This is a genomic window from Azonexus fungiphilus, assembly GCF_003634965.1.
GTDB classification, from domain to species: Bacteria; Pseudomonadota; Gammaproteobacteria; order Burkholderiales; family Rhodocyclaceae; genus Azonexus; species Azonexus fungiphilus.
The window spans coordinates 308,158-331,957 of the sequence record NZ_RBXP01000015.1 but is presented as its reverse complement, the minus strand read 5'-3'; the positions used below and the strand labels follow the sequence as shown (position 1 = coordinate 331,957).

Sequence of the window (23,800 nt, the reverse complement as noted above, 5' to 3'; positions counted from 1 at the left end):
GCAATTCACCAGCAGCATCTTCATTAGTAATGAATAGCCCGAGTTACGTGGCAAAGACGCCCAACACTACAATCCACCGGACCGCCAAAAAGCTGCGCTTTTTGCCGTCCGGTGATTTTTTACGTTAGGAGGCACTTTGGCAATTCCTGTGCTTGTTCGAAAGTTCCCCGCTGCTCTCGCGATTGCGTGCCCGTTGTTGTTTGTGCCGTGGATGTTTGGCATACCCGGCACTGGCGGAGCCTATGCCGGTGCTTGGAAGCTTGGCTTCAGCATCCTTTGGATGTATCCCATGACGTACCTTGCTGTGAATCTTTTGGAGGCACTGCGTCTTCGGTCTGCTAGTCCTGAAGAATGTACAGAACTCATAATCCAGTTCTCGAGCATGCGTATCGGCCTTGCGGCGCTTGCATTTCTATGCCTAGTTTGGTCTATCACGCGAGTGTTTGTTCTATGAGCAGACACAGAATGCCACCTAACCCATCACTCAACCTCGCTCCCTTCGGTCGCTGGACGCTGCGCGATAAAGCCGCGCAGCGCCGGTTAGCTCTACGTTAGGGCTCTCTTATGCCGCTCTATACATACATCGTCTCGTACAAGGGGGCCACTCGCGTTACACAGGGCAGCCACAGCAACTTCACGGGGTTTATTTCCACGTGGTGCTCAAATATTCCCGCTGGTGCTTTGCCTGCACTTACGCCGGCGCTCCACAAGGAGTTAACGTCCAAGGCCTATGGAGAGTTCTCTGCGGTTCCGAACATTAAACACGTTTGGCGCAAATCCATTGAGGTTGGTGGAAGTGAGTTCATTGTCATTGCAGTTCAAACGCAGCCTTAATCCTCTCACTTACAACGCCCGCCTTAACATGGCGATCGAGAGGGACGGCCTGCAAGCTGCGCTTGCAGGTTCCCTCCGCGCTTCGCGCTCCGGCCGCCCCTCACCTCTACTATTAGAAGGCCTTCATGTGCATTAAACGCATTTCCTACATGTGCGCGACTCTCGCCATAGTCTGCCTGTCCGTGGCTATTTCTGGCTGTGCTGTAGATTACCCACACCCAAATTCCGTTGTTCTGCAGCAGCCTAGAACGGGAGAGTCGCTCATTTATTTCCTTCGCTCGCCTCACGATAGTGGGCAGCTAGCAATTGAAGCGAATAGGAAGCGGCTCGCTAAATTGCCACCTGAAACTTATGTTGCATTGCCATTGCCCCCGGGTGAGTACCGATTCATAACTAGATCGGGCGGTCTGTTTAGCAATGGGGAGGCTGCAGAGCCGCTAGAAGTCACATTAAAAGAAAATGAGCGAAAGTTTTTCTATGTCTCGGGTTATGACGAAAAGAGAGTAGCCCTTATTGGCGTAATAAGCGTTCAAGGGGCTGGCCCAGTTCCGTTACTTGGCCGTGAATCGGTGGTGAGTAACAGAATGTGGAAAGAGTGCACCGAACTTGATGCGCGAGGCCTCATCACTATCTCTCGTCGAGTAGAGCAAGAGTAACTTAGCCAAATGCGACCAAGCCTTCTAACACCCCAATCCACCGGACCTGCGCGAAAAACCGCGCAGATCGGTTACGTCGTTAGAACTCTCAACAATCCTTAGGAGGACACATGGGTCTCAAAATCCGGACATCGCTTTTCGCAGCCTTTCTTCTTTCAGCTTCGTTTTTTGCTTTCGCCGAGCCTACTGATACTCGCCTTATCGGGAATTGGCAGGGGCAAAGAGACCAAGAGGGAAAGTGCTCGTTTATGGCATGGAAGATGGCTAGAACAGCAGATGGAAAATTTGAAATCACGTTCTACGGGGATCCTGGCAAGAAGCAGATACTTGGGAAGGAGAAGGGGCGCTGGGAAGTTAAAGACGGGAAACTGTCACTGCTTACTGATGGCGTCCCAACCCCTGACATTTATATCTACACGTTTATTGACGAGAACTCGGTAAAGCTATCAAACGTCAAGCGTGACCCATCGGCTGACTGCATGGCCGACTATGAGTTTACGGATCATCGCGTTTCGCAGTGAAGAGTTTTAACTCATCATCCCACCGGATCCTGCGCGAAAAGCCGCGCAGGCCGGTAAATTCAAACACTAGAAGGCAATGGAAGAGATTCTGACACTGCTGTCCGCCCTAGTTGTTTGGCGCATCATCGCCGGCTCGCTTTCTGCTGGTGTTATTGCGTATGCATTGTCTCAATCGTTCGAGGCATTCACGGCGGGCTATTGCGTAACACTTTTCTTCGCGGGCCTGCTCTTCGGCGTGGTCTGGCACTCGCGCGCCGAACAAGTCGCCGCAGAAAGAAGTGCGGCGCACCGGGACTGTCAGAACGAGGCGGCCCAATGAGGTCGCCCAAGTGCCTGTTGGTCGCAACACAGGCGCCTTGCTGATCGCCGCACTAGCCCTGGCACCCTTCCTGTTTTTCATTTTCATCGGCTTCCTGACCCGACAATGACGAATCCTCGACAATGCCACTGGCTGTTCGGCACCATTTTCTTTGCTTCGACACTCGCCAGCGCCGTCGAGTGCACGGATCGTCCGGAATGCTGGCCAACAGACAGTGCCATGTACACAGGATTGCTCGCAAAGCGCCAAAGCGAGACGCTGGAGCCCAGGCTGGCAAAGGCTCACAGGGCCCTGATCAAAAAACTGGCAACGACCGCTGACGATACTGAAAGCTTACAAACTGCGCTGGGCAGCCAACAGGCTGCCTGGCTTGATTACCGCCTCGCCGAATGCCAGCTGATTGGCGCCCTGAGCGGTGCCGGCGGAAGCTGGCCGGCAGCCCACGCGAGAAGCTGCGAGTTACGTCTGAGCGAACGCCGGTTGCGCCAGATCCTTGCCGCAACCCGCTGTCTCGACAAGATTTCCGCCCCGCAACAAAGGCTGGAGAGCCATCGATGCCTGCTGCCGCTTGCCCCGCTAGCCAAGCCGTGACGCGCAGCGCCGTTTTTGCCCGGATTTCACGGTCGACCGCAAAATCCGGGGATTTTCCAGAGGCTCAGGCCAGGCTGGCCATGTCGATGACGAAGCGGTACTTGACGTCGTTTTTCAGCATTCGCTCGTAGGCGTCGTTGATCTGGTCCATGCGGATCATCTCGATGTCGGAGACGATCCCGCGCTCGGCGCAGAAATCGAGCATTTCCTGGGTTTCGCGGATGCCGCCGATGAGCGAGCCGGCGAGCTGGCGGCGGCCCATGATCAGGCTGCCGACCGAGGGCGACGGGTGCGGTTCGGCGGGGATGCCGACCAGCGTCATCGTGCCGTCGCGGCGGAGCAGGCGCAGGTAGTTGTCGAGCTTGTGCGGCGCGGCGACGGTGTTGAGGATGAAGTCGAGGCTGCCGGCGAGCCGGGCCATCTGCTCGCGGTCGGTCGAGATGCAGACTTCGTCGGCGCCCAGGCGCAGGCCGTCGGCGACCTTGCCGGCCGAGGTGGTGAACAGCGTCACCCGCGCGCCCATCGCCTTGGCGATCTTGACGCCCATGTGGCCGAGGCCGCCGAGGCCGACGATGCCGACACGGCTGCCCGGCCCGACCTGCCAGTGGCGCAGCGGCGAGTAGGTGGTGATGCCGGCGCAGAGCAGCGGCGCGACCGCGGCGAGGTCCTTTTCCGGGTGCCGGATGTGCAGGGCGAAGGCGGCGCGGACGACGATGGCCTGCGCGTAGCCGCCGTAGGTGTTGCCGCCGTCCGGGCGCGCCGGCCCGTTGTAGGTGCCGGTGAAGCCTTCGCCGCAGTACTGCTCCTCGCCTTCGGCGCAGGCCGGGCAATGGCCGCAGCTATCGACCATGCAGCCGACGCCGGCGAGGTCGCCGGGCTTGAAGGCGCTGACCGCACTGCCGACGGCGCGCACGCGGCCGACGATCTCGTGGCCGGGGACGCAGGGATAGAGGGTGTTGCGCCATTCGTTGCGGGCGGTGTGCAGGTCGGAATGGCAGACCCCGCAGTAGAGGATGTCGAGCGCAATGTCGTCGGCGCCGAGCGGGCGCGTTTCGAAGGCGAAGGGGGCCAGCGGGCTGCTGGCGTCCTGGGCGGCGTAGGCCTTGGTCATGGTCGGTCTCCGGTGAGGTTTCAGCGCAGCCAGGCGGCCAGCGCGAGGGCGCCGATGGCGAGGTTGGCCAGGGCGAGCAGCAGCAGGCGGCGACGGGTCTTCTCGACGCGGGCGATCAGCTGCGCGTTCTGTTCGGCGAGCGACTGGATCACTTCGCCGGCGGCGAGCATCTGCGCGCGCAGTTCGGCGACCTGGCCTTGCAGCGCGGCCAGGCTGTCGGCCGGGGCATCGTCGCTGACGGTCGACGCCTTGCTGCCGGCCTTTTTCCAGAGCTTGCGGGCGCCTTCGGCGACCGCCGGGGCGTTCTTGATCACATCGGACCAGGGTACGTTGGAGAGTATCGTCATCCAGCCGATTGCCATCGGGCTTCCTTTGCTGCTGCCATGGGCCGTCCAGCATAGCAGGGACGGCCCGGCGGTTTTTGGCCTTTTTGTGACGTCGACCGTCAGCGCCGCTCAGTCGGCGAAGCTTGGCGCGCGCCGCTCGCGGGCGGCGCTGGCAGCTTCGCGCAGGTCGGCCGAGAGCAGCATCGCGGCGTTCCAGGTGGCGACGTAGTCGAGCCCGTCGGCGACCGAATGGTCGCGGCTGTAGTTGAGGATTTCCTTGCTGCCGCGCACCGCCAGCGGCGACTTGCCGGCGATCGTGCGGGCCACGGCGCGGACGCCGTCGAGCAGTTGCCCGGCGTCGTCCCAGACGGCATTGACGAAGCCGTGGCGCAGCGCTTCGGCGGCGTCCAGTTCGCGGCCGGTGTAGGCCAGCTCGCGGGCCAGGCCGGGCGGAATCAGCCCGGGCAGGCGCTGCAGCGTGCCGACGTCGGCGACCATGCCGATGTCGATCTCGCGCACCGAGAAGCGGGCGTCGGCGCTGGCGTAGCGGATGTCGCAGCAGCAGGCCAGGTCGAGGCCGCCGCCCAGGCAGGCGCCCTGGATCGCCGCCAGCACCGGCTTGCGGCAGCGCTCGATGGCGTTGAGGCAGTCCTGCAGGTCGCGGATCAGCCGGCGCAGCGCTTCCCGGCTGCGCGCCTCGTCGGCGGCGGCAATCCGCGCCATGACGCCGCCGAGCATGGCGAGGTCGATGCCGGCGCAGAAATGGCGACCGGCACCGGCGAGGATGACGACGCGCACCGCCGGCGTTGCGTCGGCCCACTCGAAGAGGCGGCGCAGTTCCTGCCAGAGCGCGTCGTCGAGGGCGTTGGATTTGTCGGCACGGTCGAGGCTGGCTTCGAGCACGCCGTCGTCGAGGCGCAGGCGGATCGCGCCCAGTTCGGGAAAGTTCATCGCGGACTCCGAAAAAAAGAACCCCCGGCCAGCGGGGGTGAAGTGCAAGGAATGGAGATCGTCCGCCGCGTCAGGCGTCGAACAGTTCGCTGCCGAGTCCGGCAATGGCCGCGTCGCCGGCCTTGACCGTCTCGGCGCAGGCAATCGCCTGCGGCAGCATCTGGTCGGCGTAGAAGCGGGCGCTGGCGAGCTTGGCGCGGTAAAACGGCAGATCGCCCTCGCCCTTGTCGAGATGGGCGACGGCGGCCAGCGCGGCCTTGGCCATCATCCAGCCGTTGCAGACGACGACGGCCAGGTTGAGGTAAGGCACGGCCGCGGTCAACACGCCGCCGAGGCCGGTCTTGGCATTGGCCGCCAGCCATTCGGTGGCGTCGGTCCACATCTTCAGGGCGACGCCGAGCTTCTGGGCGATGGCGGCGAGTTCGGGCTTGCCGCTGGCGGTCAGCGCCTTGACCGTGGCGTAGACTTCGCCGAAGACGATCTTCGCGGTGGCACCCTGGTCGCGCATCAGCTTGCGGAACAGCAGGTCGTTGGCCTGGATGCCGGTGGTGCCCTCGTAGATCGTGGTGATCCGCGAGTCGCGCCAGTGCTGGGCGGCCCCGGTTTCCTCGATGAAGCCCATGCCGCCGTAGATCTGGATGCCGAGCGAGGTCACCTCGATGCCCATCTCGGTGCCGCCGCCCTTGACGATCGGGATCATGAACTCAGCCAGCCACAGCGCCTGCTTGCGCGCTTCGGCGTCGGCCAAGTGATGGGCGCGGTCGAGCAGGCCGGAGGTGTAGTAGGTCAGCGCGCGGGCGGCTTCGACGCGGGATTTCATCAGCATCAGCATGCGCCGGATGTCCGGGTGCTTGTCGATGGTCACCAGCGCCTCGCCGGTCAGCGCGTCGCGCCCCTGCTTGCGCTCGCGGGCATAGCCGAGCGCCTGCTGGTAGGCGCGCTCGCCGATGGCGACGCCCTGCAGGCCGACGCCGAGGCGGGCCTCGTTCATCATGATGAACATGTACTCGAGGCCGCGATTCGGTTCGCCGAGCAGGTAGCCGACGGCACCGCCGTTGTCGCCGTAGGCCATGACGCAGGTCGGGCTGGCGTGGATGCCGAGCTTGTGCTCGAGCGAGACGCAGTAGGCATCGTTGCGGGCGCCGAGCGAGCCGTCGCCATTGACCATGAACTTCGGCACCAGGAACATCGAGATGCCCTTGACCCCGGCCGGGGCGTCCGGCAGCCGGGCGAGCACGAGATGCACGATGTTCTCGGTCATGTCGTGGTCGCCGTAGGTGATGAAGATCTTCTGGCCGAACACCTTGTAGCTGCCGTCGGCCTGCGGCTCGGCACGCGAGCGGATCAGGGCGAGGTCGGAACCGGCGTGCGGCTCGGTCAGGTTCATCGTACCGGTCCATTCGCCGGACACCATCTTGTCGAGGAAGACCGCCTTCAGCTCCTCGCTGGCACAGGTCAGCAGCGCCTCGACGGCGCCGGTGGTGAGCAAGGGGCCGAGGCTGAACGACATGTTCGCCGAACAGAGCATTTCCTTGGCGGCGATGCCGAGCGTGTTCGGCAGTCCCTGGCCGCCGAACTCGGCCGGCAGCGTGATGCCGTTCCAGCCGGCCTCGCGGTACTGGGCGTAGGCTTCCTTCCAGCCCGGCGGCGTGGTCACGCCGGCCGGCGTCAGCTGGCAGCCCTGCTGGTCGCCGATGCGGTTGAGCGGGCCGATGACTTCGCAGGCGAATTTGGCGGCTTCCTCGAGGATCGCGTCGGCGAGATCGGGCGTCGCCTCCTCGAAGCCGGGCAGGCTGCTCAGTTCGTTGAAGCCGGCAATTTCGTCCATGACGAAACGCATGTCCTTGATCGGTGCGCGGTAGTCGCTCATTGCTTGTCTCCTGGTTTTAGGTCTTGAATCAGAACGGATTGCTGGCCAGCACCGCCTTGGCGCGCCGGTATTCCTGTTGCATCGTGGCCACGACCTCGGCGGTCGGGCGCACGGCGTCGATCGTGCCGACGCCCTGGCCGGCCCCCCAGATGTCCTTCCAGGCCTTGGCTCCGGCCGCCGCGGCGGCGCCGAAGTTCATCGCCGTCTTGTCCTTGTCGGGCAGGTTGTCCGGGTCGAGGCCGGCGGCGACGATGCTTTTCTTCAGGTAGTTGCCATGGACACCGGTGAAGTAAGGCGTGTACACCACGTCCTTGGCCGCCGAGTCGAGAATCGCCTGCTTGTAGGCGTCGACCGCATTGGCCTCGGTGGTGGCGATGAAGCGCGTGCCGATGTAGGCGAAATCGGCGCCCATCGCCTGCGCGGCAAGCACCGACTGGCCGTTGGTGATCGACCCCGAGAGCGCGATCGGGCCGTCGTAGAACTTGCGGATCTCGCCGACCAGCGCGAACGGGCTCAGGGTGCCGGCATGGCCGCCGGCCCCGGCGCAGACCAGGATCAGGCCGTCGACGCCGGCTTCCAGCGCCTTCTCGGCGTGGCGCACGCTGATCACGTCGTGGAAGACCTGGCCGCCGTAGGCATGCACATGCGGCACGATCTGCGTCGGCGCCGACAGGCTGGTGATGATCAGCGGCACTTCATGCTTCACGCACAGCGCCATGTCGTGTTCGAGGCGGGTGTTCGACGGATGGATGATCTGGTTGACCGCGAACGGCGCTGCTTGCGGATCGTTGGCCAGCTCGCGCTTGATGCGCAGCAGCCAGTCGTCGAGCAGCGCTTCCGGGCGGGCGTTGAGCGCCGGGAAGGAGCCGATGACGCCGCTCTTGCACTGGGCGATCACCAGGTCCGGGTTGGAGATGATGAACATCGGCGCGCAGATCACCGGCAGCGCGAGGTTCCTGTTCAGGGATGCGGGAATGGCCAACTTATGCTCCTTCCTTGAGGGCGCGGCGGAGGATCTTGCCGACGTTGGTACGCGGCAGGTCGTCGCGGAATTCGACGTGCTTGGGAATCTTGTAGCCGGTGAGCACGGTGCGGCAGTGCTCGATCAGTTCGCGCTCGGTGACCCGCGGGTCCTTGCGCACGACGAAGATCTTCACCGCCTCGCCGGAGTGCTCGTCGGGGACGCCGATGGCGGCGACGTCGACGATCCCCGGGTGCATGGCGACCGCCTCCTCGACTTCGTTCGGATAGACGTTGAAACCGGAGACCAGGATCATGTCCTTCTTGCGGTCGACCAGGAAAACGAAGCCTTTCTGGTCGATGTAGCCGATGTCGCCGGTGCGCAGGAAACCGTCGGCATGGAAGACGTTGGCGGTCTCGTCGGGGCGGTTCCAGTAGCCCTTCATCACCTGCGGGCCACGGATGCAGATCTCGCCGACCTGGTTGACCGGCACTTCGCAGCCGCTGTCGTCGCGCACCGAGACCTCGGTGGACGAGATCGGCAGGCCGATGGCACCGTTGAACTCATGCATGTCGAGCGGATTGATGGTCGCCGCCGGGCTGGTTTCGGTCAGGCCATAAGCCTGCAGCAGCGGCACCCCGACCACCTGCCGCCAGCGGTCGGCGACCGGTGCCTGGACGGCCATGCCGCCGCCAAGCGTGACGTTCATCGTCGAAAAGTCGAGTTTGGCGAAATCCGGGTTGTTGAGCAGCGCGTTGAACAGCGTGTTGACGCCGGTGACCACGGTCACCGGGTACTTGCCCCATTCCTTGACGAAGTTGGGAATGTCGCGCGGGTTGGCGATCAGCAGGTTGCGCGCGCCGATCATCAGGAAGGTCAGGCAGTTCGCGGTCAGCGCGAAGATGTGATACAGCGGCAAGGCGGTGATGATGAATTCCTGGCCTTCATGCACCACCGGGCGGATCCAGTTGTAGGCCTGGGTCACGTTCGAGGCGATGTTGGCGTGCGTCAGCATCGCCCCCTTGGAGACGCCGGTGGTGCCGCCGGTGTATTGCAGGAAGGCGATGTCCTCGCGCGCCAGCGGCACCGGCTGGTAGCCGTGGCTGCGCCCGGCGGCCAGGGTCGTCTTGAAGTTGATCGAGCCCGGCAGCTGCCAGGCCGGCACCAGCTTCTTGACCCGGCGCACGACGAAGTTGACGAGCAACCCCTTGAGCCCGAGCAGTTCGCCCATCGGCGTGACCACGACGTGGCGCAGCGGCGTGTGCGCGATCACCTGCTCGAGGGTATGGGCGAAATTCTCGACGATGACGATCGCCGTGGCGCCGGAATCCTTGAGCTGGTGCTCGAGTTCGCGCGGCGTGTACAACGGGTTGCAATTGACCACGACGCAGCCGGCGCGCAGCGTGCCGAACAGCGCCACCGGGTATTGCAGCAGGTTGGGCATCATCAGCGCGACGCGCTCGCCCTTCTGCATGCCGATCGACTGCAGCCAGCCGGCGAAGGCGCGCGCCTCCTCGTCGAGCTCGCGGTAGGTCATTTCCTTGCCCATGCTGATGTAGGCGACCTGGTCGGCGAACTTGGCGCAGGCGTCGTCGAACAAGGCCACCAGCGACGGGATGTGCTCGATGTCGATGTCGTGCGGAACCCCTGCGGGGTAGCTATTCAGCCAGATTCTTTCCATTCTTGTCTCCTCCGCTCTTGTTGCGGTAGTGGTTCTTTTCCGCGATATAAACGGTCCGTTCGACGACCGTGTGCACCGTCCCCTGCCCGTCCTTGAGTTCGACGGTGTAGGTCCGTTCGAGTTCGGGATGTTCGATCAGGGCGTGGCGGATCGCCAGCACTTCCTCGTCGGCCAGCACGAAGTCGGCGTACAGCGTGGTGTAGCCGGGCTTGCGGTAGCGGATGCTGGCCGCCTTGTCCCAGACGATGTAATCGTCGCCGAGCGCCGCCATCAGCATCATCGGGTGGGCGCCGTCGGTGATCGCGAAAAGCGAGCCGCCGTACAGCGAGCCGACGATGTTGCGGGTCTTCCACGACAGCGGGAGGGCGACGCGGATGTGGCGCAGGTCGCGCGCCACATGCACGACCCGCCCGCCAGTGCCGCGGAAGGCCGGATGGAAGTTGAAACCGAGGCGGACCATGCGGGCCCGCCAGGCCGGCGAGAGTTTCTTGAGCCAGGCGGGTTTCATGGTTTTTGCCGTTCGCTCACGGTCGACCGTCAGATCCGCTCGAAAATGCCGGCGGCGCCCATGCCGGTGCCGATGCACATGGTCACCATGCCGTACTTGCCGCCGGTGCGCTGCAGGCCATGCACCACGGTCGCCGTGCGGATGGCGCCGGTGGCGCCGAGCGGGTGGCCGAGGGCGATGGCGCCACCGAGCGGATTGACCTTGGCCGGATCGATGCCGAGCTCGCGCATCACCGCCAGCGACTGCGCGGCGAAGGCTTCGTTGAGCTCGATCCAGTCGAGGTCGTCCTGCTTGATGCCGACCTGCGCCAGCACGCGCGGAATCGCCGCGATCGGGCCGATGCCCATGATTTCCGGGGCGACACCGCCGACGGCGTAGCCGGCGAAGCGGGCGAGCGGCGTCAGGTTGTGTTCCTTGAGCACCTTTTCCGAGACCAGCATCACCGCGCCGGCGCCGTCCGACATCTGCGACGAGTTGCCGGCGGTGACCGAACCGCGCACGTTGAACACCGGCTTCAGCTTGGCCAGGCGCTCCAGGCTGGAATCCGGGCGCGGGCCTTCGTCGTTCTCGACGACACGCTCGCGCACGCGGACCTGGCCGCTACTCAGGTCGGGCAACTGCTCGCGCACCGTGTAGGGCGAGATCTCGGCGCGGAAGTGGCCGGCGGCGATGGCCGCGCAGGCCTTCTGGTGCGAGGCGACGGCGAAGGCGTCCTGGTCGTCGCGGCTGATCTGCCACTGCTGCGCGACCTTCTCGGCGGTCAGGCCCATGCCGTAGGCGATGGCGACGTGCTCGTCGGTGAAGATGGCCGGGTTCATCGCCATCTTGTTGCCCATCATCTGCGGCATGATGGTCATCGACTCGGTGCCGGCGGCGATCATCACGTCGGCCAGGCCGAGGCGGATCTGGTTGGCGGCGTCGGCCACCGCCTGCACGCCGGACGAGCAGAAGCGGTTGATCGTCAGCCCCGGGACGGTGATCGGCAGGCCGGCCAGCAGCGCGCCGATGCGGGCGACGTTCATGCCCTGCTCGGCTTCCGGCATGGCGCAGCCGACGATCACGTCGCCGATGCGCGCCGGATCGATGCCCGGCACCTGCACGACGACCGAGCGGATGGCGTGGGCCAGCATGTCGTCCGGGCGCACGTGCTTGAACGCGCCGTTCTTCTTGGCAACCGGCAGGCGGGTGGCGGCAACGATGTAGGCGTCTTGAATCTGTTTGCTCATTTCTCTTTGTCTCCTTGGCCCGCTTAGTTGCGCAGCGGTTTGCCGGTATCGAGCATGTGCTTGATCCGGGCCTGGGTCATGGGGTCCTTCAGCAGTTCGACGAACAGCCGGCGCTCGACGGTGATCAGCCATTCCTCGTCGACCAGGCTGCCGCCCTCGACTTCGCCACCGCACAGGGCGATCGCTGCCGACTTGGCGACCTTGTAGTCGTGGGCCGAGATCATCCCGCCTTCCTTCATGTTGACCAGCATCATCTCGAAGGTCGCGATGCCGGTCCGGCCGGCGACCGGGATCGCCCGCGCCAGCGGCGGCGGCGCGTAGCCGGCGTCGGCCATGGCCCGGGCTTCGCGGATCGCCACCCAGAGCAGTTCGTTGGCGTTGAACAGGATGGTGTCGGAAGGCTTGGCGAAACCGAACTCGATGGCTTCCTCGGCGCTCTTGGCGACCTTGGCCATGGCGATGGTCTGGAACACCGGCTGCAGGAAGTTGAAGACCTCGCCGGGCGTCGCAGACTGGGCAGCCCACTCGGCGGCGCGCACGGCGAACTCCTTGCAGCCGCCGCCGGCCGGAATCAGGCCGACACCGGCTTCGACCAGGCCGATATAGCTTTCCAGCGCCAGCACGCGCTTGCCGGCATGCATGACGAACTCGCAGCCGCCGCCCAGGGCCATGCCCTGCACTGCCGCGACGACCGGCACCTGCGCGTACTTCAGCGTCTGCGAGGCACGCTGGAACTTCTCGACGGTACGTTCGAGCAGGTTGAACTGGCCGGCGGCGATCGCCTCGGTGACCTGCGCCAGGTTGGCGCCGACGGCAAACGGCGCCTCGTGCCAGACGACGACGCCGTCGAGCGAGGATTCGGCCTGACCGACCGCGTGGATCACGCCTTCGAGGACTTCGTCGCCGATCGTGTGCATCTTCGACTTGATCGAAATGATGCCGATCCCGGCGTCGACCGTCGGCAGGCGCCAGAGGCGGACGCCGTCATTCTCGTAGAGCGTCTCGCCGGACTGTTCGGGGCGCACGGCACCGTCGCCGAGCACGCTTTCCGGGAACAGCTGGCGCTGGTAGACCGGCAGCTGCGAGCGGCCGACGTAGCGCTGGCCGCGCGCCGACCACGACCCGGCCGGCGTATGCACGCCTTCGCGGTCGGCTTCGCCGACCCAGGCGGGCAGCGGCACGCTGGCCATGCTCTTGCCGGCGGCGATGTCGGCGGCAACCGCCTGGGCGATCTCGCGCCAGCCGGCGGCCTGCCAGGTCTCGAACGGCCCCTGCGCCCAGCCGAAGCCCCAGCGCATCGCGAAATCGAGATCGCGGGCGTTGTCGGCGACGTTCTCGAGCTGGACCGCGCAATAGTGGAAGACATCGCGGAAGATCGCCCACAGGAACTGCGCCTGCGGATGGGCGCTGGCACGCAGCGCGGCGAACTTCTCGGCCGGATGGCGGATTTTCAGGATCGCCGCGACTTCCTCGGCGACTTCCCCGGCCGAGGTGCGATAGTCCTGGGCGGCCAGGTCGAGCACCTGGATTTCCCGGCCCTGCTTGCGGAAGATGCCGCAACGGGTCTTCTGGCCGAGCGCGCCCTTCTCGATCAGCGCCTTCAGCCACAGCGGTGCCGTGAAGTAAGCATGCCAGGGATCGTCGGGCAGCGTGTCCTGCATCGTCTTGACGACATGCGCCAGGGTGTCAAGGCCGACGACGTCGGCGGTGCGATAGGTGGCGCTCTTCGGACGACCGATTTTCGGCCCGGTGAGGGCGTCGACCGTGTCGAAGCCGAGGCCGAAAGCCTGGGTGTGGTGCATCACGGCAAGGATCGAGAAGACGCCGATGCGGTTGGCGACGAAATTCGGCGTGTCGAGGGCGCGGATCACGCCCTTGCCCAGGCGCGAGGTCAGCCAGGTTTCCAGCGCGTCGAGCGTGGCGGCATCGGTGCTTTGCGTGCCGATGATCTCGACCAGGTGCATGTAGCGCGGCGGATTGAAGAAGTGGATGCCGCAGAAGCGCGGCCGGATCGCTTCCGGCAGGCCCTGGGCCAGCGCGTTCATCGACAGGCCCGAGGTATTGGAAGCGACGATGGCGGTCGACGACAGATGCGGGGCAATTTTCGCGTAGAGGTCGTTCTTCCAGTCCATGCGCTCGGCGATGGCTTCGATGATCAGGTCGCAACCGGCGAGCAGCGGCAGGTGCTCGTCGTAGTTGGCGGCATCGATGAACTTCAGTTTGGCCTTGCTCGCCAGCGGCGCCGGGTCGAGCTTCTTGAGGCCGTCGAGGGCCTTCCTGACGATGCCGTTCTTGTCGCCCTCCTTGGCCGGCAGGTCGAACAGCACGACCGGCACGCCGGCATTGGCGAGATGCGCGGCGATCTGCGCGCCCATCACGCCGGCGCCCAGTACCGCGGCTTTCTTAACGATCAGCTTGTTCAAGCTTGTCTCCTTTCATGTTGTATTTCGACTTCGCTCAGAAATAAAACGAACGTTTGAATTATAAACAGTGCGGACTTGCGGTCAACCGCTATTTCGGGGCTTTTTTCAGTGGCCGGCGGCCTTCCCGGCCGGGTGCGCCGGCCGCTTGATGAGGAAGGCGGCGAGCGCCGGCAGCAGCAGGATCGCACCGGCCATGTTCACCACGAACATGAAGGCGAGCAGGATGCCCATGTCGGCCTGGAACTTGAGCGCCGAGAAGGCCCAGGTGCCGACGCCGATGGCCATCGTTGCCGCCGTGAAGCCGATCGCCGTGCCGCGCTGGCGCAAGGCCTCGAGGAAGGCTGCCGGCAGGCTGACGCCCTTGTGCAGTTCGTGCGCCATGCGCTCGTAGAGGTAGATGCCGTAGTCGACGCCGACGCCGACGCCAAGGGCGATCACCGGCAGCGTCGAGACCTTGAGGCCGATGCCGAGGATCGCCATCAGCGCATTGCACAGCACGGCGACGATGGCCAGCGGCAGGATGATGCACAGCGTCGCCCGCCACGAGCGGAACTCGATCAGGCAGAGCAGGCCGATCGACCCGAACAACAGCAGCAGCATCGTCACTTCGGCGGCATCGACCGCCTCGTTGGTCGCCACCATCACCCCGACGTTGCCGGAAGCCAGCTTCAGTTCGAGGTTCTCCGACGGATTGGCGGCGATGAACTTCTTCACTTCCTCGACCACGTGGGCGATCGTCGTGCCCTGGTGATCGCGGGTGAAGATCATGATCTGCATCGCGTTGCAATCGGTGTCGAGCAGGCCGCTGCCGGTATCGATCGGCGTCACCGACTGGGCGAGGATGCTTGGATCGCGCGAGAGCACGCGCCAGCGCGGATTGCCTTCGTTCCAGCCAGCGTTGACGGTTTTCGCCATGCCCGGCAGCGAGAGCACGCCCTGCACGCCATGGACGTTGCGCATTGTGGACTCGAAGCGGTCGAGCGTATCCATGATCGTGAAGTCGGTACAGGCGCCATTGACGTTGCGCGACTGGGCGATCACCGACAACACGTCGACACCGATCGAGAAGCTGTCGACGATCGCCGCCGTGTCCTTGTTGTAGCGCGAGTCGTCGTGCAACTCGGGAATGCCCTTGCCGAGATCGCCGGTACGCAGGTCGCGCGATTGCCAGGTGCCGATCGCCAGCAGGACGGCAGCCGCCACCAGGATCGCCAGCGCCGGTTTCGGCGCGGCGGCACGCTTGAGCCAGACCCACAGCCAGTCGCCGCTGTGCTTGCGCCCGGCCGAACGCAGTCGCTCGGCCGGCGACAGGTCCATCCACGAGAGCAGGATGGTGAGCAGCATCTTGTTGGTCACGATCATCAGCGCGACGCCGAGGCTGGCGGTGATCGCCAGTTCGCGGACCATGTCGATCTCGATGTAGAGGATGACCATGAAACCGAGCGCGTTGGCCAGCAGGGCCATCGCCCCCGGCATGAACAGCTTGAGGAAGGACTTGTGGGCAGCGGTGAGGCCGTCGGCGCCGCCGACCACCTCGAGTTGCCAGGCATTGGTCATCTGCACTGCGTGACTGACGCCGATCGAGAAGATCAGGAATGGCACCAGGATGGACATCGGATCGATGCCGAAACCGAGCAGCGGCAACAGGCCGAGCAGCCAGACCACCGGGATCATCGCGCAGACCAGCGCGACTGCGGTCAGCTTGGCCGATCCCGAGTACAGGTAGAGGAGCACGGCGGTGATCGCGAAGGCGACGACGAAGAAGATCAGGACGGCGCGCGCGCCCTCGGTGATGTCGCCGACCGCCTTGGCGAAACCGATGATGTGTACGGTGACGCCATCCTTCTGGTGGCGACTGCGGATCTCCTCGAGCTTGCCGGCAACCGCCGCGTAATCGAGGCGCGCCCCGGTCGACGGATCGACCTCGAGCAGTTCGGCGCTGACCAGCGCCCCCTTGAAATCGTTCGACACCAGACGGCCGACGCGCCCCGACTTGAGCACGTTGGCGCGCACTTCCTCCAGGTCTTCCGGGGTACCGGCGAAGTCGGCAGGAATCACGTTGCCGCCGGCAAAGCCATCCTCGACCACCTCGATGAAGCGGACGTTGGGGGTGAACAGCGAGGTTACCGAGGCCCGCTCGACGCCAGGCAGGAAGAAGACCTCGTCGGTCACTGCCTTGAGCGTGGCGAAGAACGCCGGGGTGTAGATGTCGCCCTCGTCGATACGCAGCGCCAGCAGCACACGATTGGCGCCGCCAAAAGTCTTCTGGTACTCGGTGAAGGTCTGCATGTACTCATGCTTGAGCGGGATCATCTTCTGGAACCCGGCATCGACGCGCAACTGCGTCGCCGACCAGGTAAGCGCCAGCGAGATCAGCACGAACAGGGCAAGGAAGCTGCGCCGCCAGCCGAACAGGATCTGGCCGATGGCGGTGACGACGGAATTCGTTTTCATTGTTTTTCTCCGGAGGCGAGTTTGACCCGCTCGAATGCGCCTTCACCGAAAATCATCGCTTCGCCGGCCACCGGCAAGGCCGCCGCTGCCGTCCACAAACGGCTGCCGGCGACCGGCAGGCGAACGAAGCTGGCAGCGCCATCGCGACTGCCGAGAACGAGGCCGTTCTGACCGACCAGGACAATGCCGCCATCGACCGTCTGGCCGCCGCCGAACAGCGAACCGGCGCCGCCGCCCGGCACCGTCTGCCAGCTGTCGCCACGGTCGTCACTGCGCAGCAGGGTGCCGCGCATGCCATAGACCAGCACGCCGCCGCGAACCAGCGGCAGGATGCCGAAATAGGAACCGGCGTAGGCCGGCGGCAGGGTTTCCCAGTTGCCGCCCTGGTCGGCCGAGCGCAACAGCGTCCCGGCCTCGCCGGCGATCATCAGGGTTCCGTCGGCCAGGCGGGCAACCGCGTTGTAGTGACGGTCGCCATCGACGATCTGGCGTTCGGCCCAGGTCCGACCGCCGTCGAAACTTTCGAAATAGGCCCCGTAGGCACCAACCGCGACAACGCGAGCAGCATCGATGAAGGCCACGTCGAGCAGCGGCCGGAGCTGGTCCGGGGCGCTGAATACCTGTTGCCAGCTGCGGCCGCCATCCTCGCTGCGGAGAATGGTCGCATCGTGGCCGACGGCAATGCCGAGACGCTCGTCGGCAAAAGCGACGCCGGTCAGGGTGGCGCTGACGCCGGAAGCAACGAGCTGCCAGCTGCTGCCCTCGTCATCGGAGGCAAAGATGTAACCGCGCTCGCCAACCGCGACCAGGCGCGCGCCGGCGCGCTGCGCATCGAGCAGCAGGGCGTTGTTCAGACTGATTTCGGTGGCCGGCAACGGCGGCCCCTTGCGGGCCGAGAAGGCGTAGCCGACGGACAGCGCAACGAAAACGGCAAAAATCAAACCGATCGATTTGTTCATGGTGAATCCCGGGTGTGGACACGCGGGAATGGCGGTCTCGTGCCGCCATTCCCGTTCAGGCGAGGCTCAGCGCGTGCCGACGCCGCGCAGGCCGGCCGGCGTGAAATCGGCCGCGCTACGCTGGATCTTTTCCCAGACCTTGGGCTCTTCGTTACGCAGGCCCATGGCCAGGTAACGACCGGACTGCAGGTCATGGTGAACCTCGATGGTGCCGTAGAACATCGGCACGTCGTAGAAGTTGACGGCATGCTGTTCCGACACCCGCCACAGTTCGCCACGCGCGTCGTACTTGTCCGAAACCATGATCATCCAGCTGTCTTCATCGATGTAGAAGGTGCGCTTCTTGTAGACATGGCTGGTGCCTTCCTTCAAGGTCGCCTCGACCACCCAGACGCGGTGCAGCTCATAGCGGGCGTGATCCGGATTGACGTGGCCCGGACGCAGCACGTCGGCCATCTTCAGCTGGTTGCCGGAGAGCTTGTAGGAGTTGTAGGGAACGAACAGTTCCTGCTTGCCGAGCAGCTTCCAGTTGTAACGGTCGGTGGCCCCGTTGAACATGCCGAAATCATCATTGGTGCGCAGGCCGTCGGCAGCCGTACCGGGGTTGTCGTAGGCGACGTTCGGTGCCAGGCGGACGCGGCGCTGGCCGGGGTTGTAGGTCCACGCAGTACGCGGCTCCTTCAACTGGTCGACGGTTTCATGCACCAGCAGTATCTGCCCGGCCAGACGGGCCGGCGCGGTCACCGTCTGCAGGAAGTTGGCGAGCTTGTTCGGCTCGCGATCCTTTTCCGGCTTGGTCAGGTTGCCGTAGGAAAAGTCGTACTCGTACTGGAAGCGCACCGGCGTGTAGGCGCCGTCGCGGGTCACCGCCGCCTGGCTCCAGTTCATCGCGTAGGTGTCGCCCTTGTAGCGCATCACCGTATTCCAGATTGCCTCGAGACCATCCTTGGGAATCGGGAAGGGAACGCCGCCGGTGGTCCCGGTGACGCCGGCACCACCGCTGACCAGCTTGGCGCGGGTGGCATTGGCGATCGTCTCGTCGAGGTTGGCCTTGGGGAAGGTGGCGCTGCGCTGGGTCGGATAGACATTCATCTTCCAGGTCGGATACTTCTTGAGCATCGCCAGCTGGCCCGGGGTCAACTGCGCCTTGTACTTGTCGGCATTGCTGGCGTCGATGCTGAACAAGGGCTTGTCGGCAGCGAACGGATCGGCATAGTGACCGCCGGCGACATGGCCGGCCGGCGCCTTGGTCAGGCCACCGGTCCAGGCCGGGATCGTGCCGGCGGCATTGGCGCCGGCTTCGGCACCCATCGGCGTCAGGCTCTTGCCGAGCTTGCCGGCTTCGGCGGCCGAAACCTCTGCCTGAGCGACATTCCCGGCAAAAGCCAGGACCATGGCGGCGCTGAGAACGGATAGTGTTTTTTTCATGAGGTCTTGTCTCCTGGTATCTGCGCTGAATCAGAACGAATAGCTGAGGCTGATCGCGAGGAAATCGCGGTCGACCAGCGGGTTGGTGTGGCTGGCGTAGGTCGTTGCCTGGCCGCCCGGAACGGCGCCGGGGTCGGTGCCGGAAATCTTCTTGCCGCCGAAGAAAGCGGTGTAGGCGATGTCGGCCTGCCAATTCTGACGGTAATTGAAACCGAAGCCCAGCGTCAGCGCCTTGGCCCCTTCATTGAAGGTGGCGCTGCGTCCGTTCACGTCGTGCGAGAAGGCCAGGCGCGGCGAGACGGTGATCGAACCGATCGCGTTCGGATAATCGAGACGGCCGAGCAGGCGGTAGCCCCAGGAGTTCTCGGTGGCGAAGCAGCCGGCCGAGGTGCTGCCGCTGGAGGTCGAGGTCGACGAACCGACTTGCGGCAGATGGCAGCCGGGGGCGGCAAACTTCAGGCCGGACGGCAACTCCAGGCGGGTGTAGCCAACTTCGCCGACGACCACCAGTTGCTCGGCACCGAAGGTCGGCCCAAAGGTCTTGGTCCCGGTCATCTGGACCTGGTGCATCCTGACCCGCCGATAGCCGCTGATTTCCGTACCGTAAGCGACCGAAGATGCCGCCACGGCATTGGTGCTGGTCAGCTGGTTACCCAGGCCGACGGCAGCCAGCAGCAGATCGGCCGAGGGCAGCTGGACCGGCTGGTTCGGACGATAGGAGTACTCCCCCTGCAGGGCGATGCCGGCCGGGCCGGTGGTATTGAAGCTGACGCCCCAGAGCTTGATGTCCTCCGGATACTCGACGAAATAGGTGCCGGCACGCCCGGCGGCCGCCGCGCAACCGGCCGCGACACCGGCGACACCGGCGGTCGGCACGTCAATCACCGTACAGCCGACGACCGGGCTGGAGCCGACGGTGACGCCGCCGCGATAGCCAGAAATGAACGGGGTGCGGCTGTGATAGTTGGCGTGGTAGAAACCGAATTCGGTGTTGTTCAGTTCCGGGGCGAAGTAACGGAAGGCGATCCCGTACTGGCCATCGTCACGGGCCTCCCGGTCCTTCGAGCGCGGCGCCCAGACGGCGGCATTCGCGTTCACCCCGAACATCCCGGCGAGGCCGTTGAGGTCGTTGCGCCGGCCAAAGCCGGTATAGGCGCGGTTACCGCCGTCGGCGACGAAGTCGTTGGTGCTGAAGAAGGACGTCACCGGATCGATCTTCGTTTCCTTCCACTGGGTCAGCAGGGCGACTTCAACCGACAGGTTGTCGGTGAGCTCCTGCGTGGCGTAGGCCATCATCGTCGGGATCAGGCCCTCCTTGAGCTCCGAGCCGGGAGCGCGCAGGCGGCTGACATTGACCGGATTGAGGATGTTGATGCCGTTCTGGATGAAGGTGCTTTCGCCCCAGCTGACGACCTGCTTGCCCAGGCGCAGGTTGAGATTGCGATCGCCGACCTTGAAGGTGCCGCGCACGTAGGCATCGAGGATTTCCGCATCGGAGCCGAGCTGGTCGCTGGCTTCGCTGTTGAGGCTGCCCTTGCTGCGGATGGTCGGATCGTAGAAATACGAGCCGCGAACGAAAGCGCCGAAGTTGTGGTACTTCAGCTCGAGGTCGTGGGTCGCCTTGAGGGTCGTGGACACCAGGTCGTGGCGGCCGTAACGCAGGTTGCCGTCATCCGAGTTCGGATCGCGCGAAGTGCCGCCATTGGCGATGCTGATCAGCGACTTCTCGGCCTTCTCCATGCGCCACAGCGCGCCCAGCGAAACCGTCGTGTCGAAGCTGCCGGTCAACTCGCCGTGCTCGAACTCGAAGGCCATGACCGGGCTGGCCCCGGCCGTCAGGGCAATGGCGACCGCCGTGCCCAGGGTGCTGCGCCGGAATCGGGGAAAGCACGAACCGCCTGTTTTTTGTCTCATCCTATATCTCCTCCTGGTGGTTTGACCGGTGGAACCGGCCCTGTCTCAACAACGTTTGACTACGATCATCCCGGTTTCCCGGCCAAGTCTTTGCCGATCTGACGTCGGCATCAAGGTGCAACAATAATCCTCTCCTCCGGCGACTGCCACCCTGCCCCGGGCCTCCCTCCCGGAAGCGATGCCGGCCGTCGGGTTCAAGCACCGCCTTGCTGCGCATGACGCAGCGGCCCGCCGGTGAACGGGGCAAACCCCGTGCCGAAGATCACGCCGGCATCGGCCAGCTCGGCATCGGCGATGACGCCGTCGCGCACCAGCGCCTGGGTACGGTCGACCAGCGGTTTGACCAGTTTTTCAGCCAGCCCGGGCGGTACCGCGGCAGCGGCGGCCTTGACCGGCTTGCCGTCCTGCCAGGCGTAGAAGCCCTGGCCGGATTTCTTGCCCAGCTGCTGGCGCTCGACCCGGGCGAGCAGGCAACGCGGTGCTTCGGCGCCGCCGGCCAGTTGCTCGCCGGCGGCCATGGCAATGTCGAGGCCGACGGTATCGATCAACTCGATCGGTCCCATCGGCATGCCGAAGGCGAGCATCGCTTCATCCACCGTTTCCGGCGAAATTCCCTCGTCGACCGTGCGCATCGCCGCCAGCATGTAGGGCGCAAGCACCGCATTGACCAGGAAGCCGGGCGCGCTCTTCACCGGCAGCGGCAGCTTGTCGATCTGCCTGACGAAGGCGCAGGCGGCGCGAACCATCGCCGGATCGGCACCGGCGGCCTCGACCACCTCGACCAGCGGCATCATCGCCACCGGATTGAAGAAGTGGATGCCGACCAGGCGCTCCGGCCGGACCAGCGCCGTGCGCAGGTCTTCCAGGCGCAGGCTGGAGGTGTTGGTGGCAAGCACGGCGCCCGGCTTCAGCCGCGGCTCGAGGCTGCGGAACAGCACGTGCTTGGCCTCGACGTTCTCGAAAATCGCCTCGATGACGACATCGGCGCGGGCGGCGCCGGCGCCGGCCGGATCGGGAATCAGGCGGTCGAAGGCGGCGCGGGCGCGCAGCGGATCGCGCAGCTTCTTCTTGAACAGCGCATGCGCCCGCTTGATCGCCGGGGCGATGCGCTCGACCGACTGGTCCTGCAGCGTCACCGTCAGGCCGCGCAACGCGCACCAGGCGGCGATGTCGCCGCCCATGACGCCGGCACCGACGACATGCACGTGTTGCGCGACGAAATCGCCGTCCTTGCCGAAGCCCTTCAGGCGTTCCTGCAGATGGAAGACGCGCAGCAGGTTCTTCGCCGTCGGTGACTGGATGATGCGGTCGACAACGGCCGGCGCCGCCAGCGCGTTGCCGCCGTGCTTCTGCCACAGGTCGATGATCGCGTACGGCGCCGGATAGTGTTCCGGACGCGCCTTCTTGGCCACCTGCTTGCGCGCGCCGTTGGCGACGACCGCTTTCAGCGGGCCGGCCAGCAGCTTCTGCACGAAGGGCAGCGGGCGGCGCGGACGGTTCGACAGCAGCAGCTTGTGCGCGGCCATTTCCATCACGCGCGGCGGCACGCATTCGTCGGCCAGCCCCAGGTTGCGCGCCCGCTTGGCGTCGAGCGACTTGCCGGTGAGCATCAGGTCGAGCGCCGCCGCCGGACCGACCCGCTGCGGCAGACGCAGCATGCCTCCCCAGCCGGGGAAGATGCCGAGCATGACTTCCGGCAGCGCCAGCTTGGTGCCCGGCTCATCGACCGCGAGGATGTAGCGGCAGGCCAGCGCCAGTTCGAGACCACCGCCCAGGCAGTGACCGCGGACCAGTGCCAGCGTCGGGTATTTGACCGCCGCCAGCCGGTTGAACAGGTCCCAGCCGCGCGCAACCAGCGCCCTGCCCTTTTCCGGGGTGTCGAGCTGGGCAAATTCGCCGATGTCGGCGCCGGCGATGAAACCGGCCGGCTTGGCCGAACGGAAGATCAGGCCCTTGGGCGGATACAGGTCGAACTGGTCGAGGATCTGCGCGAGTTCGGCCATCAGCGCCGCCGACAGCGCGTTGGTCGATTCGCCGGCGCGGTCGAGCACGGCGACGGCGACGCCGTCCTTGTCGATCGAAACCTGCCAGTGTTGCAGTTGTTGATTCATCACTCTCGCTTTCATTGAATCCGGTGGCTGGCGGCGGAAAACGCCAGCGACAGCGCGCCGGGACCGACATTGACCGCGGCCGTCTTGCTCATCGGCGAACACAGGATCTCGACGCCGTGGTTGAGCGCGACGCGCAGCAGGCGGTCGTAGCCAGGCAACATGCCGATCCGCTCGAGCGGGCCGCCGTAACTGATGCACAGCCAGGGCGCGTCGAGACCGAGCTCGATCTGCTTGGCGGCACGCTCGAACAGGTTGGCGGCGCCGGTTTCGAAGCCGCGCACCTTGTCGACCGTGGTCGTCACGTCCTGGCGGCAATGCAGCAGCGGCTTCAGGTCGAGCCAGGTGCCGAGCGTGTAGGCGCTCCAGCCGAGGCTGGTATCGCCCTTCTTCGAGGCCCGCTTGTAGATGTGGTCGAGGTTGGCCGGCACCAGATAGGTGTGGGTGTCGTCGATCAGCTTTTTCAGGCGGGCACCGATCTCGCTCGGCGTACCGCCCGCGCCGATCAGCCGGACCGCCTCGGCGACCGGTACGGCCTGGCCGGTGAACAGGTTGCGCGTGGACAGCACGGCCAGCCCGAAACGCTCGGGAACGCCGGCCTGCCGGCGAATCTGCCGGTACTTGCCGAGGATGCTGCGCGAGGCAAGCATGGCGTGATCGAAGATCGGGCTGCGGGTGGCGGTGATGCTCAGGCAGAAAACGTAGTCGTAGTCGAGCACCAGCCGGCCGAGGAAGAGTTCCTCGATCTGCGCCGGCGTATAGGGGATCGACTCGGCGTAATCGTCGCTGCCGCGATCCAGATGACGGACGTAGAAATCCTGCGTCTCGGCCGGATCGCGCCGGTCCTCGACCAGCCGGCTGCCGATGCGCAGCGTGATCGGCATCACCTGGACATCGTGCCGGTCGATGAAATCGCGCGGCAGATCGCAGGCCGAGTCGACGACGATACCGATGCGCAT

The 23,800-nt window shown here is 65.0% G+C and carries 18 protein-coding genes; 3 read left to right on the top strand and 15 right to left on the bottom strand.

What is annotated here, in order from left to right; translation table 11 throughout:
* Positions 1 to 1,600 precede the first annotated feature (1,600 nt).
* The 3 genes from DFR40_RS11025 (at position 1,601) to DFR40_RS11015 (ending at position 2,921) form a co-directional block, all read left to right on the top strand.
* The gene (locus tag DFR40_RS11025; RefSeq protein WP_121458540.1) at positions 1,601 to 2,011 is read left to right on the top strand and encodes a lipocalin-like domain-containing protein; all 411 of its coding nucleotides are present in this window, start codon (positions 1,601 to 1,603) and stop codon (positions 2,009 to 2,011) included.
* A gap of 76 nt (positions 2,012 to 2,087) precedes the next feature.
* Positions 2,088 to 2,330: a hypothetical protein gene (locus tag DFR40_RS11020; protein ID WP_121458539.1), complete on the top strand. Its 243-nt coding sequence runs from the start codon at positions 2,088 to 2,090 to the stop codon at positions 2,328 to 2,330.
* Between the two features lie 219 nt (positions 2,331 to 2,549).
* The gene (locus tag DFR40_RS11015) at positions 2,550 to 2,921 is read left to right on the top strand and encodes a lysozyme inhibitor LprI family protein (RefSeq protein WP_170160205.1); all 372 of its coding nucleotides are present in this window, start codon (positions 2,550 to 2,552) and stop codon (positions 2,919 to 2,921) included.
* A gap of 64 nt (positions 2,922 to 2,985) precedes the next feature.
* On the opposite strand, the gene DFR40_RS11010 is transcribed toward DFR40_RS11015, so the two are convergent.
* The 15 genes from DFR40_RS11010 to DFR40_RS10940 all read right to left on the bottom strand — a co-directional run bounded on the left by DFR40_RS11010 (position 2,986) and on the right by DFR40_RS10940 (position 23,800).
* Positions 2,986 to 4,032, bottom strand: a complete 1,047-nt coding sequence (locus DFR40_RS11010; RefSeq protein WP_121458537.1) for an NAD(P)-dependent alcohol dehydrogenase — start codon at positions 4,030 to 4,032, stop codon at positions 2,986 to 2,988.
* A gap of 20 nt (positions 4,033 to 4,052) precedes the next feature.
* Positions 4,053 to 4,394, bottom strand: coding sequence for a hypothetical protein (locus DFR40_RS11005; protein ID WP_121458536.1), 342 nt, complete (start codon positions 4,392 to 4,394; stop codon positions 4,053 to 4,055).
* Positions 4,395 to 4,487: 93 nt separating this feature from the next.
* Positions 4,488 to 5,309 carry a crotonase/enoyl-CoA hydratase family protein gene (locus DFR40_RS11000; RefSeq protein ID WP_121458535.1) on the bottom strand — a complete coding sequence of 274 codons (822 nt, stop codon included), beginning with the start codon at positions 5,307 to 5,309 and terminating at the stop codon, positions 4,488 to 4,490.
* Positions 5,310 to 5,379: 70 nt separating this feature from the next.
* Complete coding sequence (locus tag DFR40_RS10995) at positions 5,380 to 7,179, bottom strand: acyl-CoA dehydrogenase C-terminal domain-containing protein (RefSeq protein ID WP_121458534.1); 1,800 nt, start codon at positions 7,177 to 7,179, stop codon at positions 5,380 to 5,382.
* 28 nt (positions 7,180 to 7,207) lie between these two features.
* Positions 7,208 to 8,161, bottom strand: a complete 954-nt coding sequence (locus tag DFR40_RS10990) for an NAD(P)H-dependent flavin oxidoreductase (protein ID WP_121458533.1) — start codon at positions 8,159 to 8,161, stop codon at positions 7,208 to 7,210.
* A gap of 1 nt (position 8,162) precedes the next feature.
* A complete protein-coding gene (locus DFR40_RS10985) occupies positions 8,163 to 9,821 on the bottom strand; it encodes a long-chain-fatty-acid--CoA ligase (protein ID WP_121458532.1) in 1,659 nt (552 codons plus the stop codon).
* Positions 9,799 to 10,329 (bottom strand): DUF4442 domain-containing protein, encoded by a 531-nt coding sequence (locus DFR40_RS10980; RefSeq protein WP_121458561.1) that lies wholly within the window; start codon positions 10,327 to 10,329, stop codon positions 9,799 to 9,801. Before DFR40_RS10980 ends, DFR40_RS10985 begins: the two co-directional genes overlap by 23 nt.
* Positions 10,330 to 10,358: 29 nt before the next feature.
* The gene (locus DFR40_RS10975; protein ID WP_121458531.1) at positions 10,359 to 11,555 is read right to left on the bottom strand and encodes an acetyl-CoA C-acyltransferase; all 1,197 of its coding nucleotides are present in this window, start codon (positions 11,553 to 11,555) and stop codon (positions 10,359 to 10,361) included.
* Positions 11,556 to 11,578: 23 nt separating this feature from the next.
* Entirely contained in the window at positions 11,579 to 13,978 is a 2,400-nt protein-coding gene (locus DFR40_RS10970) for a 3-hydroxyacyl-CoA dehydrogenase/enoyl-CoA hydratase family protein (protein WP_121458530.1), read from the bottom strand.
* A gap of 105 nt (positions 13,979 to 14,083) precedes the next feature.
* Positions 14,084 to 16,432, bottom strand: a complete 2,349-nt coding sequence (locus DFR40_RS10965) for an efflux RND transporter permease subunit (protein ID WP_121458529.1) — start codon at positions 16,430 to 16,432, stop codon at positions 14,084 to 14,086.
* On the bottom strand, positions 16,429 to 17,391 hold the full coding sequence (locus DFR40_RS10960; RefSeq protein WP_121458528.1) for a WD40/YVTN/BNR-like repeat-containing protein: 963 nt from the start codon (positions 17,389 to 17,391) through the stop codon (positions 16,429 to 16,431). Before DFR40_RS10960 ends, DFR40_RS10965 begins: the two co-directional genes overlap by 4 nt.
* A gap of 66 nt (positions 17,392 to 17,457) precedes the next feature.
* On the bottom strand, positions 17,458 to 18,819 hold the full coding sequence (locus DFR40_RS10955; RefSeq protein WP_121458527.1) for a DUF1329 domain-containing protein: 1,362 nt from the start codon (positions 18,817 to 18,819) through the stop codon (positions 17,458 to 17,460).
* Between the two features lie 30 nt (positions 18,820 to 18,849).
* On the bottom strand, positions 18,850 to 20,733 hold the full coding sequence (locus DFR40_RS10950; RefSeq protein ID WP_121458526.1) for a DUF1302 domain-containing protein: 1,884 nt from the start codon (positions 20,731 to 20,733) through the stop codon (positions 18,850 to 18,852).
* A gap of 194 nt (positions 20,734 to 20,927) precedes the next feature.
* On the bottom strand, positions 20,928 to 22,844 hold the full coding sequence (locus DFR40_RS10945) for a 3-hydroxyacyl-CoA dehydrogenase NAD-binding domain-containing protein (protein WP_121458525.1): 1,917 nt from the start codon (positions 22,842 to 22,844) through the stop codon (positions 20,928 to 20,930).
* Between the two features lie 11 nt (positions 22,845 to 22,855).
* Entirely contained in the window at positions 22,856 to 23,800 is a 945-nt protein-coding gene (locus DFR40_RS10940) for a DegV family protein (RefSeq protein ID WP_121458524.1), read from the bottom strand.

Coding starts and splice junctions, on each gene's coding strand:
- DFR40_RS11025 (WP_121458540.1), top strand. CDS start 1,601: ATGGGTCTCAAAATCCGGACATCGCTTTTCGCAGCCTTTCTTCTTTCA.
- DFR40_RS11020 (WP_121458539.1), top strand. CDS start 2,088: ATGGAAGAGATTCTGACACTGCTGTCCGCCCTAGTTGTTTGGCGCATC.
- DFR40_RS11015 (WP_170160205.1), top strand. CDS start 2,550: ATGTACACAGGATTGCTCGCAAAGCGCCAAAGCGAGACGCTGGAGCCC.
- DFR40_RS11010 (WP_121458537.1), bottom strand. CDS start 4,032: ATGACCAAGGCCTACGCCGCCCAGGACGCCAGCAGCCCGCTGGCCCCC.
- DFR40_RS11005 (WP_121458536.1), bottom strand. CDS start 4,394: ATGGCAATCGGCTGGATGACGATACTCTCCAACGTACCCTGGTCCGAT.
- DFR40_RS11000 (WP_121458535.1), bottom strand. CDS start 5,309: ATGAACTTTCCCGAACTGGGCGCGATCCGCCTGCGCCTCGACGACGGC.
- DFR40_RS10995 (WP_121458534.1), bottom strand. CDS start 7,179: ATGAGCGACTACCGCGCACCGATCAAGGACATGCGTTTCGTCATGGAC.
- DFR40_RS10985 (WP_121458532.1), bottom strand. CDS start 9,821: ATGGAAAGAATCTGGCTGAATAGCTACCCCGCAGGGGTTCCGCACGAC.
- DFR40_RS10980 (WP_121458561.1), bottom strand. CDS start 10,329: ATGAAACCCGCCTGGCTCAAGAAACTCTCGCCGGCCTGGCGGGCCCGC.
- DFR40_RS10975 (WP_121458531.1), bottom strand. CDS start 11,555: ATGAGCAAACAGATTCAAGACGCCTACATCGTTGCCGCCACCCGCCTG.
- DFR40_RS10965 (WP_121458529.1), bottom strand. CDS start 16,432: ATGAAAACGAATTCCGTCGTCACCGCCATCGGCCAGATCCTGTTCGGC.
- DFR40_RS10960 (WP_121458528.1), bottom strand. CDS start 17,391: ATGAACAAATCGATCGGTTTGATTTTTGCCGTTTTCGTTGCGCTGTCC.
- DFR40_RS10955 (WP_121458527.1), bottom strand. CDS start 18,819: ATGAAAAAAACACTATCCGTTCTCAGCGCCGCCATGGTCCTGGCTTTT.
- DFR40_RS10950 (WP_121458526.1), bottom strand. CDS start 20,733: ATGAGACAAAAAACAGGCGGTTCGTGCTTTCCCCGATTCCGGCGCAGC.
- DFR40_RS10945 (WP_121458525.1), bottom strand. CDS start 22,844: ATGAATCAACAACTGCAACACTGGCAGGTTTCGATCGACAAGGACGGC.
- DFR40_RS10940 (WP_121458524.1), bottom strand. CDS start 23,800: ATGCGCATCGGTATCGTCGTCGACTCGGCCTGCGATCTGCCGCGCGAT.